The sequence below is a fragment of the Streptococcus sp. WM07 genome (assembly GCF_004570525.1).
Classification (GTDB): Bacteria; Bacillota; Bacilli; order Lactobacillales; family Streptococcaceae; genus Streptococcus.
Genome location: NZ_SPPZ01000041.1, coordinates 1 through 17,331 on the forward strand (window position 1 = coordinate 1; position 17,331 = coordinate 17,331).

The window sequence follows — 17,331 nt, forward strand, 5'->3', positions numbered from 1 at the left end:
CACAGAAAAGAAAGACTTGACCTGAGAAAGGGTCCAATTCAAATTCCTGTTTCACTAAGTAAGCCAAGGAATCAATTCCTTGCCTCATATCTGTTTTACCAGTTATCAAATGAACCCGACCTAAATCGCATAAATTTATCCTAGTGAACGAGCAAGAATCTACCATATTAATCTCCATCCTGATGATTTATAAGATTAGTATAGCTAGATTTCTAGTTCGGTTAAAGATACCTTGTTATTGGGCGCTTACAATCAATAAGGTAAATTTTAAGGTGAATTTTTCCAAAAATCAGCAAAAAAGCACCCATGAGGTAAACTCTTGAGTGCTTTGAAACGTTGATAGTATCGTATTGATTAACGTTTTGAGAATTGTGAAGCTTTACGTGCTTTCTTAAGACCTGGTTTCTTACGTTCAACCATACGAGCGTCACGTGTAAGAAGTCCAGCGCGTTTCAAGCTTTGACGGAAGTCTGGGTCTACTTCAAGAAGCGCACGAGCGATACCGTGACGGATAGCTCCGGCTTGACCTGCGTAACCACCACCGTTAACGTTTACGAATACGTCGTAAGAACCAGCAGTTGCAGTTACTGCAAATGGTTGGTTGATGACCAAACGTAGGTCAGCGTGTGGGATGTACTCTTCAACGTCTTTTTTGTTAACTGTGATTTTACCAGTACCTGGAACCAAACGTACACGCGCTACAGCGTTTTTACGACGACCAGTACCTGCATATTGTGCTTGTGCCATAGTTTAATCTGCTCCTTTCCTTAGATAAGTCCTGAAATGTCAAGAACTTCTGGTTGTTGAGCAGCATGAGTGTGTTCGCTACCAACAAATACTTTCAATTTCATACCTTGAGCACGTCCAAGTGTGTTGTGTGGAAGCATGCCTTTAACGGATTTTTCAATCAAGCGAACAGCATTCTTAGAACGCAACTCACCAGCAGAGATAGATTTCAATCCACCTGGGTACAATGAGTGAGTGTAGTAAATCTTGTCTGTTGCTTTTTTACCAGTCAATTTCACTTTCTCAGCGTTGATGACGATTACGAAGTCACCTGTGTCTGTGTGAGGTGTGAAAGTTGGTTTGTTCTTACCACGAAGAACAGATGCAACAACTGCAGAAAGACGTCCAAGTGGGACATCAGTAGCGTCAACAACGTACCATTTGCGTTCAACTTCACCTGGCTTAGCCATGTATGTAGTTTTGTTCATGATTTCTCCTATATTCAATCTCGTTTTTGTTTACAGTGTGGATGTTCCGGTCCACGGGTTATTTGGAAGGTTCCGGGGCCTTTCAAATGGGGTAAACAATACCGTATTCCATACTATCAAATATGGACTTGCCCGTCAAGATATTTTCCTTATTTTTTAAAAATTTGAATGGCTTTACCTTCTAACCGACTGTCCCATTTTAAAATAGGTGTGGCGTTTTCCCCGAACCGCTAGGGAAAGGGCCAGAATATTCTCTGGGTCTGGCATACGGCCATAGGAGCCATCTCCAATATGGTGGATATCGGAGCCCACGCGTTTATTGCTGAGGGCAAATTCGCGAACTGTTTGCTTATCCGCACTTTCCTGACTGGTTCCGATGGTCGAGATGACTAAGGCTCCTTGGGCTTTCACCTGATCCACAATCGGTGCTAGTTGGTCTTCACGGACACCTGGAACTGTGCCAACTGCTGGAATTAAAATCCCATCTGCTCCTTGATCAACAAAGTCTAAGAGGGCTTGGGCGTTAACAACGGCTTCTCCTAGACCTGCACCATGCATTTTGCCAGCGAAGACTAGACCTGAGAAGTGCTGCTTAGCAAGGGTAATGGCCTCTGAAATAGCAGCCAGAGAAACACCCGTTGCAGGGTTGCCCGTCAGCATGATAAAGTCTACGCCCAATTCTTGAGCCTGCCTTAGGCTCTGCGGGCTAACTAGGCGACCGGATGGTAAATCAACTGGATTTTCCAAGAGCTCCTGTGAGGTATCTACGGGCTCCAAATTAATTCCAATAGGGCGACCGGTTAAGTGTTTAAGTTCCGCAATCGGATTGGGACAGTCATAGAAACCGACAATCTCTGGTTTGAAAACATCTAGCTCATTCAAAACCAAGAGGTCACAGCTAAAAGCGGCCATCATCTCGGCATTACTGACACCAGCAATCAGGGGAGCAGCTGTGACCACCGTCTCTCCCATCACTATCCGACCTTCACTAGCCCGGATGGACTGTTTCAGGTCCTGCGGACTCATAGCTGCGATATCACTAGCATAGGCTGACAATAACCGTTTCATCTTTAATCCTCCACTTCTCCAAGAAGCTCCTGTAAGGTCTGCAGATGTTGGTCAGACCAAGGGGTTAACCGTGGGGTCTGAATATCCACTTGATCGACAAATTTATCCAGATCCTTCTTAACCACTGCCGTCCGTTTTTCCAATTCCCGGGCAGAAACCCGCAAGGCTCCCTGAGCAAAAATCGTCCACTGTTCATTCAAATCACTAGTCGCAACCGATACTTGATTACGCCCTGTGTTCAACTGGGCTGCTAGTCTTTCAATATAAGAATCTGCTGTCTCATCTTCCTCTGTAAAAATCACTTCTACCTTAAATTCATCATAGCGTTGTCTCAGACCAGGTACATGCTGGGCATCAAAGACACAGGTGATTTCCAGTCCTTCAAAACTCGCATAATTGCTGAGGCGGTTGAGCAGGAGATTTCGGGCAGCATCTAGCTGATTGCGTTTGAAATAGCCCTTTGTGCTTTCCCAAGAAGCAATCATATTGTAACCATCAACGAGTAAGAGTTGTTTCTTCATAAGCTCTATAATTTATTACGATAAACTTCATACATCAAAACGGCTGCGGCAACACTGGCATTCAGACTTTGAACATGGCCGCCCATTGGAATAGTAATCATCTCATCCACCTGCTTCTTAATATTAGGGGAGATTCCTTTACCCTCATTGCCAATAATCAGAGCCAGTTTACCGGAAGTATTCCATTTATGGGACGGCGTTCCATTCATGTCTGTTCCAAAAACCCAGTAGCCTGCCTCCTTGAGCTTGTCCAAGGTCTGGCTCAGATTGGTCACCCGAGCCACTGGTACGTGCTCCAATGCCCCTGTCGCGATTTTGGCTACTACTGGGGTAATGCCAACCGACCGGTGTTTGGGAATGATAACACCCGTCACCTCCATGGCATCCGCAGTCCGCAGAATAGAACCCAAATTATGAGGGTCTGTCAGACTGTCCAGAATTAGAATTAGGGGATTCTCTTGTCCATCAGCCTTAGCCATCACATCTTCAAGACTCTGATAGGCATAGGCTGAAACCCGCAAGACCAAACCTTGATGGACCCCTTTTTGGGTCATCTCGTCTAACTTTTTCTTACTGGTCCAAGAAATAGGAACCTTGTGCTCACTAGCCAAGTCTTTGACCCGCTCTAGCTTCTTACCCCGCAAATCTTCCTGGATATAGAGCTTATTCCCCGTCCCCATTTCCAAAGCCTCTACCACAGCGTGATGGCCGTAAATTGTGTCTGTTGTTTCCATTCTTTTTCCCTTCGATAGACTAAGGAGGGGCTAAACCCCTCCTTATACTCTGTTATTTCTATAGTTGAACGTCGTCAAGTTGCCCTTGTGAATCATGTACTAAGATCGACATTCTCCAAGACTTTCACACCCTGTAAGACGAAACACATCTAAAATCATTTGAGTGTTTTCTGTATTCTTTATACTCGCTAAAAATCAACAATGAACCTAGGGAATCAACCAAAATAGGTATACATTTGATTTTTGAAGAAGATTAATCTACCTTATAATAAAACTCACGCGCAAAGGCCAAGTCACCATTACTTTGACTAAGCCAAATACGGTCTTTAAAGTGTTTGGAGCGGTCTTGAGTAGCTGGATTCGATGCGTCTACACCGCTTGGAATAAAACGAATCAAGGCGCCCCCAACCAGAGCACGGATAGGCTCATACTGAGTACTCAGAAAACCACCTTCCGCAAGGGCTGCTGTAAGAGTCACTTGGTAGTTCTCTGACACCAAACCTTTTTCATCAAAGACCAGACGGTCTTCATAGTCATTTTCCCAAGTTCCTGCGATGCTTGAGAAATCACCAGCGAGAATTTCTTCGATATTCATAAGGAGTCTCCTTTTACTGCTTTTGTTCGACGGTTTGAATGCACCAGTGGACTAGTTCCTCCAACCGCTCAATTTGGTCGGTCAGGTGAAGATAGCCCAGCAGGGCTTCAAAGCCGGTCGACATTTTGTAAGTGACGACATCTGTATTTTTAGCTTTGGTATGGCTATGAGCATTGCGCCCACGCTTATAGATCGCAACTTCCTCTTCCGACAGCATTTCCTGTTCTAAGAGAGCCTGGACCAACTGAGCCTGAGCTTTGGCAGAGACATAGTGGGTGGCCACATGGTGAAGCCGATTGGGCTTGGTCATTCCCTGTAAAATCAAATGCTGGCGCACATAGACTGAGTAAATAGCATCACCATCGAAGGCCAGGGCAATTCCGTTAATAAGACGGACATCAGTCACGTTGCCACCTCACTCCCTCTTTGGTATCCAGCAGACGAATGCCTTGTTGGGCAAGCATCTCCCGAATCCGATCGGCTTCTTGGAAGTTTTTTGCTGCACGTGCCTCTTGGCGTTGAGCAATCAATTTTTCAATTTCTTCCTCTAAAATATCTTCTTGGAAAACCAAACCAAAAATAGTCAGGAATTCTTCAAAGACCGCTCGAACCTCCTTGGTATAATGACCAGAATTGATCCACTTGGCCAGGTCAAAGAGTACGGTTAAGGCATTGGCTGTATTAAAGTCATCGTCCATCGCAGCCTCAAAAGCTTGGACAAAGTCCGGCAAACGACTGGTATCAACTTCCTCCTTGAGGGGGCTGAGGAAGGTATGTTTAAGGTATTTCAAATTGACTTCGGCATCATAGAGAGCCTTGTCGCTGAAATTAATAGGACGACGATAATGCTGGCTATTGAGGAAAAGGCGGAGAACCTGACCATCAATCGTCTGCAAGAGCTCATGGACAGTCCGGAAGTTCCCCAAGGATTTGGACATTTTTTCATCATCGATGGTAATAAAAGCGTTGTGCATCCAATAGTTAACGAAGGTCTGGCCAGTCTTAGCTTCAGACTGAGCAATCTCATTCGTATGGTGAGGAAACTCTAAGTCACTACCACCACCATGGATATCTAAAGTTGGACCCAAAAGCTCGGTCGACATGACTGAACACTCAATATGCCAGCCTGGACGACCTGCGCCCCAAGGGCTATCCCACGAGATTTCCCCAGTCTTGGCAGACTTCCACAGGGCAAAATCCAACGGATCTTCCTTGCGCTCCGATTCTGAACCGAGACGCCCACTTGCTCCCTGAGCCAAGTCTTCCAAAGACTTATTGGCCAAACGTCCGTAACCGTCTGATTTCCGAACTCGGAAATAGACATCCCCCTGACTTTCATAAGCCATTTCTTTGGCAAGTAAATCCTGAATAAATGTAATAATTTCCGGAATATAGTCCATGACCCGAGGGTTCTGAGTCGCTGGAAGAATTCCCAAAGCCTGGGTATCCTCCAAATAGGCAGCAATATACTTATCTGCCACTTCTTCCGGACTTATTCCTTCCTCAAGTGCGCGGTTAATAATCTTGTCATCAACATCTGTGAAATTGGAAATATAGGTTACCTCGTAGCCACTATAGGTAAGGTAGCGACGAATGGTGTCGAAAGCCACAACTGGACGAGCATTTCCTATATGAATGTAATTATAGACCGTTGGCCCACAAACATACATAGAAACCTGACCTTCCACTTGAGGACGAAACTCTTCCAGTTGGCGACTAAGGGTATTATAGATTCTGATCATAGAGATCCTTTCTACTCAACTCCTTGGGGTTTTGGAAACAATACTTTCATGGAAGCATTAACCCTTCCTTTGTCATCAATCTTGATGACCTTAACGTCCACTTCATCCCCGACTTCTAGAATATCTTCAACCTTGTTAACACGAGTCCATGCCATCTCTGAGATATGTACCAAAGCATCGGTCTTATCAAAGAGGTTGACAAAGGCTCCAAACTTCTCAATCCGAGTCACCTTAACGCCAGTAAAGACTTCATCCACTTTAGCTTCCCGAACCAAACCGGCAATGATTTCTTTCGTGCGGTTAATGGCAGCTTGATCTGATGAGAAAATTGATACCAAGCCCTCTTCGTCAATGTCAATCTTAACGCCAGTTTCCGCAATAATCTTATCGATAGTTTCTCCACCTTTACCAATAACCACCTTGATTTTATCCACATCAATTTGGATAGTATCAATTTTTGGAGCAGTTGGTGCCAACTCTGGACGAACTTCTGGAATAGCTTCGTGAATCACATCCAAAATTTCAAAACGTGCCTTCTTGGCTTGTGCCAAAGCTTCTTCCAGAATTTCAGGGGTAATTCCGGAAATTTTGATATCCATCTGCAAGGCCGTAATTCCTTCACGGGTACCAGCCACCTTGAAGTCCATATCTCCAAAGTGGTCTTCCAAACCTTGAATATCTGTTAGTACGGTGTAATTGGTTCCATCTGAGATGAGTCCCATGGCAATCCCAGCCACCGGTGCCTTAATGGGAACCCCACCAGCCATCAAGGCCAAGGTTCCTGCTGTAATGGAAGCTTGAGAACTTGAACCATTAGATTCCAAAACTTCCGCCACCAATCGAATGGCATATGGGAATTCCTCGATACTTGGCAAGACTTGTTCGAGAGCACGCTCTCCCAAAGCTCCATGACCAATCTCACGACGACCGGGTGCTCCGTAACGACCTGTTTCCCCAACAGAATATTGTGGGAAATTGTAGTGGTGCATAAAACGCTTCTTGTATTCAGGATCCAAGCCATCTACAATCTGGGTTTCTCCCATTGGAGCCAAGGTCAAGACTGACAAAGCCTGAGTTTGTCCCCGTGTAAAGAGGCCTGATCCATGTACCCGTGGAAGGTAGTCCACTTCAGCAGCCAGCGGACGAATTTCATCAACCTTCCGACCGTCCGGACGCACCTTATCCTCTGTAATCAGACGACGTACCTCTGCATGCTCCATCAATTCAAGGATTTCAGCCACATCTCGCATAATGCGGTCAAACTCTTCATGGTCCGCATAACGCTCCTCATAAACAGCCTTAACCTCTTCACGAACCGCATTGGTTGCCGCTTCACGCGCCAATTTCTCCTCAACTTGAACAGCCGCTTGCAATTGCGGATTGTAGGCCGACTCAATCTCAGCCTGCAATGCTGGATCTACCTGCAGCAGTTCCACCTCTGCCTTCTCTTTACCAATCGCTGCGATAATCTCCTCTTGAAATGCAATCAATTCTTGAATTGCCGCATGGCCCTTGAGCAGCGCTTCTAACATGATTTCTTCAGAAAGCTCTTTCGCCCCTGATTCCACCATATTGATTGCTTCCTTGGTTCCTGCTACGGTTAAATCAAGAGTAGACACCGCCATCTCCTCTTGACTAGGATTGATGACAAAATCGCCATTCACATAACCCACTTGAACGCCGGCAATAGGACCATCAAAAGGAATATCTGAAATCCCAAGAGCCAAAGATGAGCCGAACATAGCTGCCATCGGAGCAGAGGCATTCTCATCATAAGACAAGACAGTATTGATTACCTGTACTTCGTTGCGGAAGCCTTCCGCAAACATCGGCCGAATCGGACGGTCAATCAAACGGGCTGTCAGGGTCGCATCCGTAGAAGGACGTCCTTCACGCTTGTTAAAGCCACCTGGAAATTTCCCTGCTGCATACATTTTTTCTTCGTAATTCACTTGCAGTGGGAAGAAATCTCCTGTAGCCATCTTTTTGGACATCACTGCAGCTGTCAATACAGTAGATTCCCCATAACGAACCACTACAGAACCATTGGCCTGACGAGCCACCTGCCCTGCTTCTACAATCAATTCTCGACCTGCAAAGGTCGTTCTAAATACATGTTTGGTCATCTCGAACTCCTAATTTTTATTGGGGATTTTCTACAAAAATCAATCCAGCAAACTCTGCTTGATTCATCTTTGCACAAAAGTCCCCGACCCCTTTATTCTACCACAATCACGGCAAAAATTGCTATACTAGGAGGGAGACGAAAGGAGACATTTATGGAACAAAAACACCGTTCAGAGTTCCCTGAATACCAACTCTGGGACCTAACTGCCCTCTACCAAGATCGAGAGGATTTTCTCCGGGCCATCGAGAAGGCTAGTCAAGATATTGACGAATTCCAACGCAACTATCAAGACAATTTGAATACATTCGAGGATTTTCAAGAAGCCTTTCAAGTCTTGGAACAGATCCACATTCAAATCAGCCACATCCTAACCTATTCTTTCATGCCCCAAACCACTGATTTCAGCAATGAGGACTTTGCCCAAATCGCTCAGGCTGGAACTGATTTCGGGACCCAAGCTCAAGTCGGATTGGCATTCTTTGACGCGGCCCTCCTAGAAGCAGATCCTGCTATTTTGGATCAACTGGAAAACCAGCCTAAACTCAGCCAACCCATCCGCTTGGCCAAAATCAAAAAAGCCCACTATCTCGGAAAAGAAGCGGAAAAAACACTGGCCAACCTCAGCGAAATCTTCCAAGCACCGCACGATATTTACAGCAAAATGCGAGCTGGGGACTATGCTATGGAGGATTTTGTCGTCGATGGTAAAACCTACAAAAACTCCTTTATCAGCTATGAGAACTTCTACCAGAATCATGAAGATGCGGGTGTACGCGAAGCTGCCTTCCGTTCCTTTTCTAAGGGATTGCGTAAGCACCAAGAAACCGCTGCAGCTGCCTACCTAGCCCAAGTTCGTTCTGAAAAAATCATCGCTGATATGAAGGGCTACGCTTCTGTCTTTGACTACCTTTTAGCCGAGCAAGAGGTCGACCGCAGCCTATTCGACCGGCAGATCGACTTAATTATGAACGAATTTGCTCCTATCGCTCAGACCTTTGTCAAACATGTGGCCCACATCAATGGTCTTGAAAAAATGACCTTTGCAGATTGGAAATTAGACTTGGATTCTCAATTAAATCCTGAAGTCTCCATCGAAGAAGCCTACGACTTGGTCATGCGTTCCGTCCAAGCTCTAGGACCAGAATATGTGGAGCAAGTCAAGCGCTACCAAGAAGAACGATGGGTTGACTTCGCAGCAAATACTGGCAAAGAATCTGGTGGATATGCGGCAGACCCTTACAAAGTTCACCCTTATGTGCTTATGAGCTGGACTGGACGTATGAGTGATGTCTATACCCTGATTCATGAAATTGGCCACTCTGGACAATTCATCTTCTCCGACAATCATCAGAGTATCTTCAACACCAGCATGTCTACCTATGCCGTTGAAGCCCCTTCAACCTTTAACGAACTCTTACTGAGCGATCTTCTAGAACATGAATTAGAAGACCCACGTCAAAAACGTTTTGCCTTGGCACACCGACTCACAGACACCTACTTCCACAACTTTATCACCCACCTCTTGGAAGCAGCCTTCCAACGTCAAGTTTACAACTTGATTGAGCAAGGACAAGTATTTGGAGCTGAAAAACTGAATGCTATTATGAAAGATGTCCTCACCCAGTTCTGGGGAGATGCCATCGAAATTGATGATGATGCCGCCCTCACCTGGATGCGCCAAAGTCATTACTACATGGGTCTCTATAGCTATACCTACTCCGCAGGATTAGTTCTCTCCACCGTCGGCTTCCTCAAACTCAAAGAAAGCCAAAACCCAGAATTCTGGCTAGACTTCCTTAAACTGGGCGGTAGCTTGCCACCACTCGAAGCAGCCAAAGTCCTAGGAGCAGACCTAACCACTGAAAAACCACTGCGAGACACCATCCAATTCCTAGACGATACTGTCCAACAAATCATCCAATACAGCCAAGAACTCGGCCAAATTTAACAAACAAAAAAATGGGACAGAACTAATTCTAAAAAAATGAGTCCTAGTCCCAGCTCTACACAGTGGATCAGGCTGTTTACGGTGCCTAATCAACCACTGTGTCAAGCTAATTTTCACTCACTAAAATAGGACGGTTGAGACTTTTGTCTCAACCTCTCTTTTTTTCCATCAAAAAAACTGCCCGTAGGCAGTTTCTTTGATTAACGACGTAGTCCCAATGAATGGATCAATTCACGGTAACGGTTAACATCAGTGCGACGTAGGTAAGCCAAGAGGTTACGACGACGACCGATTTTTTTCATCAAACCACGGTAAGTAGCGTGGTCTTTTTTGTGCACTTTGATGTGCTCATTCAAGTGGTTGATTTCCCAAGTCAATACTGCAACTTGAACTTCCACTGAACCTGTATCACCTTCGTGACGCGCATATTGTGCAATAATTTCATTTTTCTTCTCTTTTGAGATTGCCATTTTTTTCTCCTTCTTTCTTCCCCATCCGAGTGCGAGGGACTGGCAAGCCCACCACCAAGAAAGGGTCTTTATCCTTACGGATATTCTCATTCTACCAAGGCCATTCCCTTTTGTCAACTAAAAACAGTCCTTACAAAGGCAACTGAAATTCTTCTAAAAGAGCTAATTCCTCTTGTTTAAGAGGACGATAAGCCCCTCTCTCCAAATTCGGATCTAGCTGCAATGCTCCCATAGATAGTCGCTCCAGATAGGTCACTTCCTTTCCGCAGGCTGCAACCATTCGTTTAACCTGATGGAATTTCCCTTCCTGAATACGAATCAACACTTCCGAATGTCCCTGACCAACCTGCAAAATTTCCAATTCTGCGGGTTGACTGGTGAAGTCCTTAAAGTGAATGCCTTCTGCAAAACGCTCTTGGTCTTCTACGGTCATCTCACCCGCAACCAAGGCCCGATAAACCTTGGTTATATGCCGCTTCGGTGACAACATAGCATGTGCTAGAGGACCATTATTGGTTAAGAGCAAAAGTCCTTCTGTATCCTTATCTAAACGCCCTACTGGAAACAAATCCTTGCGCCAGTCTTCCGCTTCCAATAAATTCAAGACTGTTTTAGCAGAACTATCTTGGGTCGCAGAAAGGACACCGGCTGGTTTGTTTAGCATCCAATAGTAAAAAGTTTGATAAGTCAATTCCTGATCTTGATAATGAATCTGATCTTCCCCTTCCCGGATATGGGTCTTCGCACTTTTTTCAACCTGACCATTGACCGTAATCAGCCCCTTCTTCACTATCTGTTTGACTTCCGAACGAGAACCGAGGCCTACTTCTACCAAATACCGATCCAAACGCATACCAGCACCTCCTTGCTCAAATTATAACACGCCTAGTCATAATAAGAAACAATCACATAAAGCCACTGGCCTCTGAGATCTTCATACTGTCGATATGCCAAAGCTACAGATAAAGCTGAGCTCACTAAAAAGCCCAAACCAAAATAGAAAACGCCTGCCCACACAGAAACAATCGCAAAAACTAGATTAACCCCTAAAAAGCAGTAAGCCAATCGCCAGACCGAATCAAATTGGAGCAAGTCTTGAAAAAGAGATTGAAAAACTTGCAGTAATTGTAGCAAGCAGTAGGCTGGCAGTAACAAAGCAATATAATAGTTGCTCCAAGTCAAAGGCTGGAACCAAGAATAAGCAAACAATCCCACTAGAAGCAACAAAAATTCTAACAACCAGCAGAAAAGAAAGGTATCCATACGTCTCTGACAAAGCCCCTCATAGGCTTCTAACTGCTTTCCTGACGCAGAACCATTCAATCCATGAACAAATTCCTGCCAAACCGGAGTCAAGTAAGTCTCCCTAACGCCTAACCACTGAGCACTAAACAAGAGATAGAAACACAAGGATAGTAGAACAACCCGGTCATATGCTGGAGCTAGTCGCAAATAAGGACCAACAGGTTTGCCCAAGGGAGAACTATAAACAACGACCAAGGGTAATAGAATAGCAGCATAAAAAAGGAGACCTAACCAGGCCTGATTCGATTGCATAGGGGAACCAGTTCCCGTCTCGTTTTCCATCTGTCCCCATAAAAGGAAGGTATCCAATAAAAAGAGTAAGGCAAGTCCCAAAATCAACGAAAAGCTAAATCTTAATTGACTCATTAAAAAAGAGAATAACAGTATCAAAGCAAAAAACCCAAACAAATGCCGACAATACCGCCCCACATCCAATCTGACTCCCAAACGCTCTCTCAAAATCTGAGCCGATAGAGCTGCCGCCAGCAAAAGTACCACTAAGACTGTCCCTGTATGAAGACTATCCGTATAAAAAAGGTAGGCTATCAAGACCAAGGATTGCAGTCCAGCTAAACCCAAGAGAATCGGCCAAAACCAAAATTCCCTCGCAGAAGCAATCCAAGGACGAATTAAATTTTGAGCCAAAAAGACTCCTAAAAACCCATAGCTTAAGAAAGGTAAGAGAGAAATCAGATTCCCCACCTGATCCAAGCCTAACCCTGTTTTCAGCAGACTAAAAATCACTAAAAATAAAGGAAACAGAAGAAAACTGCCATACAGTGCTAGTAACAGCTGCAAAGATCGGAGACACTGGCGATAGACTTTCCACATACTCAATCCACCTCATAGATTCTTTGATAGGCTGCAAGAACCTGCTCCTGCTGATAAAAATCTTGCACCTGACGCCGACCTGCCTGCCCCATTTGAACTCCCAATTCCGGATTATCCAGAATCTGCATTAAGGCCTGCACAAAGCCTTCACGATCACCCGGTCTGACACAGATTCCTGCTGGCACCCTGCCTTCTAAGTCCTGACATAAAAGTTGATGACAGGAGCCTACATCACTGGCAACACAAGGAATCCCTGCAGCCATAGCCTCTAATAAAGCCAAAGGCTGACCCTCTGACAAAGAAGGGAGGACTAAACAAGTCCAGTGAACAAGATAGTCCTGAACACAACAATGACCCTGGATTTCGACTCTGGGAATATGCCAGCGAAGAATAGCCGCCTGACAGACTTCCCAGTAAGTGAGGTCCTCAGTCGCTCCCAAGATAACCAAGGTAACTAGATAACCTTTACGACAAAGATTCGCATGAATAAAAAGAAGTTCCAGTACATTCTTCAGCGGAGTCCAACGAAGAATAGCTCCAATCTGAAGTTTTTGATTATCTGTTTGTCGCTGAACTTCCCGCCAATCTTTCCAAATCAGACCATTAGGCACAACCTGACACTTGCTTACAGGGCACCCCAATTGCACTTGGTGTTTTTGTGCTTCCTTGAAGAGAGTTGTTACCGTCCTAGCTTGCCCATAGGATATCCGAGACATCTCCACAAAGAACCAACGGATACAGTCCTTTTGAGCTGGAGACAGTTGACTCGAGCGACTAAGCACCTCTTCTTTTTCCAAAAGATACAAACCATGTTCTGACAAAACAAACAGACAACGAAGTTTTCTTGCCAAGTAAGCAGCTAGATAACCGGCATAACCAGTTGATAGAGCATGAATACAATGAAGATGCTCTGGCAAAATTATCTGGGCCAGCAAATCCAAGAGATTCCCAAATAGAGCCTGTAATTGACGATAGAGAGGAATAAAAGCTGCATTGGGATAAGTGTATTTAATCCATTGAAAAAGATCGCTAAACACTCGAGGGCTTCGCAGAGCTTTTCGAGTACTTGTCAAAGAAGACGTCTCTAAGTCCATCAGCTCCACCAACCACTGCTCCGGGTTAGAACTGAAACCCCAACCGACCTCCTCCTCTTCCAAGAACATTCCCTCCAAAACCAATTCTTGTAACCCAATGATATTTTGGGGCAACTCATAGACCCAGCTTCCACAAGTTTCCCGACGATCGACAATCGTTATCAGGTAAAAAGAATACGCCTCCATCCCTTTAATAAAATCCTGAATCCAATTAGATAAGCCTCCTCTCCGATAAGGATAGGCACCCTCTACTACTAAAGCAATCACTGGCTTGGTATTCTTGCTTACTGATCCCATTCAATCCTCACCTTCTCTTGATCTGTCTCCAATAAATAGAGATCTTTCGCTACCCGTTTGATGTTGCCGCCCGTCACGCGCAGATTTTTCCCCTTATTTTGACGAAGAAGAAATGAACAACTCCCTTGAATATGACTCAGCCTCATTTCCCAAAAATCGCTCCCCTCTTCCACTTGAAGGGACACATTCAAAAAAGCACCAACCTTATCTGCAAAACGACTAGCTCTTACAAAATTCAGGTCGGGCACAGCCCTCTGCAAAGCTTGCATAGAAGAGCGGTAAGACTCCAGCAATTCCTCCCAAGTCTTACCATGATTACGACGGTTATCCAAGACATCATCGGGATGAATAAATTGGCTATGCACAAAATGCGTATTAAGTCCCGAAAAGACTGCTAGACGGTCAAAATCGTCCCAGTCCATCCCCGAAACCAGACGCGGTAAATTAAGCAATCCGTCCGATCCTAAATCGAATTCCTGAGCATAGGCTCCATCACCTGGAAAATAGGTGGCAGCAATCCCTTTTAAATTTGGAAGAGCTGTAGCTAGAATACTACGTCCCTCTTGACTTAAGATATTAGACGGCGGAACATAAATCGCTGGTTTTTGTCCTCCATAATAAGTCTCTAACAGCTTTTCCAAGCTTCGTAAAGAATCGTGAATAGCTCGTTCTTGAGTCCAAGGACGATAAGTTCTGACGTCCGCTTGTTCCCAGCTATAAAGCTGAAAAGGTTGATGATTATAGCCATGATAGGCCAACTCTCCCCCTTGCTCTAAAAGGGCTCGTCCCAGTTCCAAAGTTCCAAGCTCGGGTAAAATCAAAGGAAAAGGGGAACTAACCTGCTCTTCGTAACTAGCCACCAAAGCTCCTGTATAAGTCAGATGCAAATCCTTCCCTAAAGCTTGCATGGCCGGCCACCAAGTCTGTCCGACAAACTGATGGAAGGGAACTTGATGACTGGTTGAAAGCTGAACCTTCTCCTCTTCACTGAAAGGAGCTGGAAAATCATCCAAATAAACAACACCCGCATTAATAACGGGATACAGAAAAACCGGATCCATCAATGACAAACCTAAACTGTAGATAGCTCGATAAACCTTGTCATAAATCCCGAGATTCATAACTACTATCTGCCCCTCCCCTGCTTCCTTGAGCCAAACCAAAGGAGTCTTGGTTTCAGTATCCCAAACAGGTACCCGACAATTAGTCTCTAAGGTAATATCCCAAGCAGAATCAAAAGGATGCGATATGACAAAAGGACCAGAACCCCCAATCATCAGATCTCTCTCCACACTGATAGAAGAAACAACTTGATTTCCAGTTATCTCAGATGAAACTCCCAACCATTTTTGGAAACTGGATCCTGCTTCACTGGCCTGAGGCATCCCAATATAAAGATGACCACCCATCTCCACCCAAATCTTCAAGGGTTCCTGAAGTTCCTCTTTTTGAATCAGATCTTCACCTACATAATAAATGGTTCGATAATTCTCCAAAACTTCTGGCATAAATTCATAAGCTAAATCGACAGTCCGAACGCTTTTTCGAAAATCTTTGAGCAACTGTTCCAGTTCCAATTGAGCTTCCACACTGCTCGGACTCTTAGAATGATATAAAAGCAGTCCGTCCACTGCTCCCTGCTGCAAACTCCGACGATCTCGAATAACTTCCGCTCGGACCAAATCTTGACGCATGCTCCTAGGCAGAGCTTGGTAAGATTGAGCACGGTAACTAAAAAAGAGGCACATACTAGCCAATACCAAAATTAATAGCTGCATCCCCCGTCTAAGTTTCCTCATCCACACCCTCCAATCCAGCTAGAAATCCTGATATTTGGTAAAAATCGATTAACTCTTGGTAGGTCGAACCACCTTGTTCACCCGCTTCCTCCAGCTGGAGTAACTCTAGTTCCAATTGATAATGCATGCTAGCCAAAAAAATCGCCAACTCTTGCCCAAGGTCAGCCGGTAATTCTGCCCACTGCTCCCGTAAGTAGCAAACATAAATCCTAGCCTCTTGCGTAGGAGTCTCCTTCAAAAGAAGGCTCCGTTCCCGATTGTCGGCTTGCTCCCAAGTAACCCATTTCTTCTGTTCCATCGTTCCCTCCTTTATCTTTTTATTCGCTTTTTATTTTTAAAAATCGCTCCTATTAGAGACTCTTTTACTTCGATTCTCCAACTCCACATGATCTTAAAACTACTTTCACAAATTAAGTAGTATTTCTTTTGAAAAACTTTCCACTTTTTATTCGCCTTTCTAGCTCAAAAGGGATAGACTAATAATAAGGAGGAAAATAATTTGAAAAAATTTGAACAAACTTACTTTAGACTGATTAGGATAGTCGTCTATGGCAGTTTGTTTCTCAGCCACTGGGGACTATCCATAGACTTTCAAACTGTGCTCTACCTGATCGCCAGCCTTTGCCTGCTATTTGATATTTGGGAAAGCTATCAAGCTTGGGAAAATCATGGAAAACATCGCACTAAAAAACCTAACTAATTTTTTCAAAAAATAAAGGCCAATTGTGATATAGTAGAACGAGAAGAAAAAGGAGAATCGCATGTCTGCAATAAAACGATTAACCCGTGCATCACACTTGATTGATATGGATGACATCATTCGCGATGGCCATCCCACCCTCCGCTTAAAAGCGGAAGAAGTAACCTTCCCTCTCAGCGATGAAGAAATCATCTTGGGCGAAAAAATGCTCGGTTTCCTGAAAAATTCCCAGGATCCTGTCATGGCTGAAAAAATGGGACTCCGCGGCGGTGTCGGACTGGCTGCACCTCAAGTAGATATCTCTAAACGCATCATTGCTGTTCTGGTACCAAATCCTGAATCTGAAGATGGTCAACCACCCAAAGAAGCCTATAGCATGCATGAAGTGCTTTACAACCCCAAAATTGTATCCCATTCTGTCCAACAAGCAGCCCTCAAAGAAGGTGAAGGCTGTTTATCAGTAGATGAGGACAAACCCGGATATGTAGTCCGCCACTCCCGCATTACGGTCGAATATTTTGATAAAAATGGTGAAAAACACCGCATTAAACTCAAAGGCTACAATTCAATTGTGGTTCAACATGAAATCGACCATATCAATGGAGTTATGTTCTATGACCACATCAATATCCAAGAACCTTTCCGAATTGAAGATGGTCTTATCCTACTAGACTAATAAAAGAAACTGGGCAAGCCCCATGAGAATTCAACATCCTCATGGAGCTGCCCAGTCTTTTTGACTATCACAGTTACTTTATCCCAAATTATTCATACCTCAGAAGAATCTGTGTAAATGCCTAAAAAATCATCAGAAACAACCAATAACCAATTGGAATTTCTGATGATTTTTATTATTCACCAAATTGTTCTAGGGATAAAAATGTA

At 44.5% G+C, this 17,331-nt stretch carries 18 protein-coding genes and 1 pseudogene; 3 read left to right on the top strand and 16 right to left on the bottom strand.

All coding sequences use genetic code 11. The annotated features are described in order from the left end of the window. From tnpB to pnp, 10 genes and pseudogenes are all read right to left on the bottom strand, one after another. Positions 1 to 178 (bottom strand): IS66 family insertion sequence element accessory protein TnpB (gene tnpB, locus E4T71_RS10490; RefSeq protein WP_306766723.1); only part of this gene is annotated, 178 nt, incomplete at its 3' end. Positions 179 to 354: 176 nt separating this feature from the next. Beyond that, positions 355 to 747 (bottom strand): 30S ribosomal protein S9, encoded by a 393-nt coding sequence (gene rpsI, locus E4T71_RS06125; protein WP_135038120.1) that lies wholly within the window; start codon positions 745 to 747, stop codon positions 355 to 357. A gap of 20 nt (positions 748 to 767) precedes the next feature. Next, positions 768 to 1,214: a 50S ribosomal protein L13 gene (gene rplM, locus E4T71_RS06130; RefSeq protein WP_135038122.1), complete on the bottom strand. Its 447-nt coding sequence runs from the start codon at positions 1,212 to 1,214 to the stop codon at positions 768 to 770. 174 nt (positions 1,215 to 1,388) lie between these two features. Further along, positions 1,389 to 2,282 carry a haloacid dehalogenase-like hydrolase gene (locus tag E4T71_RS06135; RefSeq protein WP_135038124.1) on the bottom strand — a complete coding sequence of 298 codons (894 nt, stop codon included), beginning with the start codon at positions 2,280 to 2,282 and terminating at the stop codon, positions 1,389 to 1,391. Between the two features lie 2 nt (positions 2,283 to 2,284). Continuing rightward, positions 2,285 to 2,803, bottom strand: a complete 519-nt coding sequence (locus tag E4T71_RS06140; protein WP_135038126.1) for an NYN domain-containing protein — start codon at positions 2,801 to 2,803, stop codon at positions 2,285 to 2,287. Between the two features lie 5 nt (positions 2,804 to 2,808). Then, on the bottom strand, positions 2,809 to 3,537 hold the full coding sequence (gene rlmB / locus E4T71_RS06145) for a 23S rRNA (guanosine(2251)-2'-O)-methyltransferase RlmB (RefSeq protein WP_135038127.1): 729 nt from the start codon (positions 3,535 to 3,537) through the stop codon (positions 2,809 to 2,811). A 253-nt stretch (positions 3,538 to 3,790) separates the two neighbouring features. Continuing rightward, positions 3,791 to 4,132 (bottom strand): DUF6287 domain-containing protein, encoded by a 342-nt coding sequence (locus E4T71_RS06150; protein WP_135038129.1) that lies wholly within the window; start codon positions 4,130 to 4,132, stop codon positions 3,791 to 3,793. A gap of 13 nt (positions 4,133 to 4,145) precedes the next feature. Next, a complete protein-coding gene (locus tag E4T71_RS06155) occupies positions 4,146 to 4,538 on the bottom strand; it encodes a Mini-ribonuclease 3 (RefSeq protein ID WP_135038131.1) in 393 nt (130 codons plus the stop codon). Next, positions 4,531 to 5,874: a cysteine--tRNA ligase gene (cysS, locus tag E4T71_RS06160; protein WP_135038133.1), complete on the bottom strand. Its 1,344-nt coding sequence runs from the start codon at positions 5,872 to 5,874 to the stop codon at positions 4,531 to 4,533. Before cysS ends, E4T71_RS06155 begins: the two co-directional genes overlap by 8 nt. Positions 5,875 to 5,900: 26 nt before the next feature. Continuing rightward, positions 5,901 to 8,000: pseudogene (pnp, locus tag E4T71_RS06165) on the bottom strand (polyribonucleotide nucleotidyltransferase); the annotation flags it as partial. Positions 8,001 to 8,153: 153 nt separating this feature from the next. Between pnp and pepF the strand changes: the two are divergent. Continuing rightward, complete coding sequence (gene pepF / locus E4T71_RS06170) at positions 8,154 to 9,950, top strand: oligoendopeptidase F (RefSeq protein ID WP_135038135.1); 1,797 nt, start codon at positions 8,154 to 8,156, stop codon at positions 9,948 to 9,950. 200 nt (positions 9,951 to 10,150) lie between these two features. Here the strand turns inward: pepF and rpsO are convergent, their stop codons facing one another. The 6 genes from rpsO to E4T71_RS06200 form a co-directional block, all read right to left on the bottom strand. Next, a complete protein-coding gene (gene rpsO / locus E4T71_RS06175) occupies positions 10,151 to 10,420 on the bottom strand; it encodes a 30S ribosomal protein S15 (RefSeq protein WP_135038137.1) in 270 nt (89 codons plus the stop codon). A 130-nt stretch (positions 10,421 to 10,550) separates the two neighbouring features. Next, on the bottom strand, positions 10,551 to 11,273 hold the full coding sequence (locus tag E4T71_RS06180) for a pseudouridine synthase (RefSeq protein WP_135038139.1): 723 nt from the start codon (positions 11,271 to 11,273) through the stop codon (positions 10,551 to 10,553). A 32-nt stretch (positions 11,274 to 11,305) separates the two neighbouring features. Next, positions 11,306 to 12,556: an exopolysaccharide Pel transporter PelG gene (pelG, locus tag E4T71_RS06185; protein WP_135038140.1), complete on the bottom strand. Its 1,251-nt coding sequence runs from the start codon at positions 12,554 to 12,556 to the stop codon at positions 11,306 to 11,308. A gap of 2 nt (positions 12,557 to 12,558) precedes the next feature. Beyond that, a complete protein-coding gene (gene pelF / locus E4T71_RS06190; protein WP_135038142.1) occupies positions 12,559 to 13,947 on the bottom strand; it encodes a GT4 family glycosyltransferase PelF in 1,389 nt (462 codons plus the stop codon). After that, positions 13,935 to 15,746, bottom strand: coding sequence for a DUF2194 domain-containing protein (locus E4T71_RS06195; protein ID WP_135038144.1), 1,812 nt, complete (start codon positions 15,744 to 15,746; stop codon positions 13,935 to 13,937). Before E4T71_RS06195 ends, pelF begins: the two co-directional genes overlap by 13 nt. After that, positions 15,733 to 16,044 carry a hypothetical protein gene (locus E4T71_RS06200; RefSeq protein WP_135038146.1) on the bottom strand — a complete coding sequence of 104 codons (312 nt, stop codon included), beginning with the start codon at positions 16,042 to 16,044 and terminating at the stop codon, positions 15,733 to 15,735. Before E4T71_RS06200 ends, E4T71_RS06195 begins: the two co-directional genes overlap by 14 nt. Before the next feature lie 201 nt (positions 16,045 to 16,245). Between E4T71_RS06200 and E4T71_RS06205 the strand changes: the two genes are divergently transcribed. Further along, the gene (locus E4T71_RS06205; RefSeq protein ID WP_135038148.1) at positions 16,246 to 16,446 is read left to right on the top strand and encodes a hypothetical protein; all 201 of its coding nucleotides are present in this window, start codon (positions 16,246 to 16,248) and stop codon (positions 16,444 to 16,446) included. Positions 16,447 to 16,507: 61 nt separating this feature from the next. Further along, entirely contained in the window at positions 16,508 to 17,122 is a 615-nt protein-coding gene (gene def / locus E4T71_RS06210; RefSeq protein ID WP_135038150.1) for a peptide deformylase, read from the top strand. Positions 17,123 to 17,331: the final 209 nt, after the last annotated feature.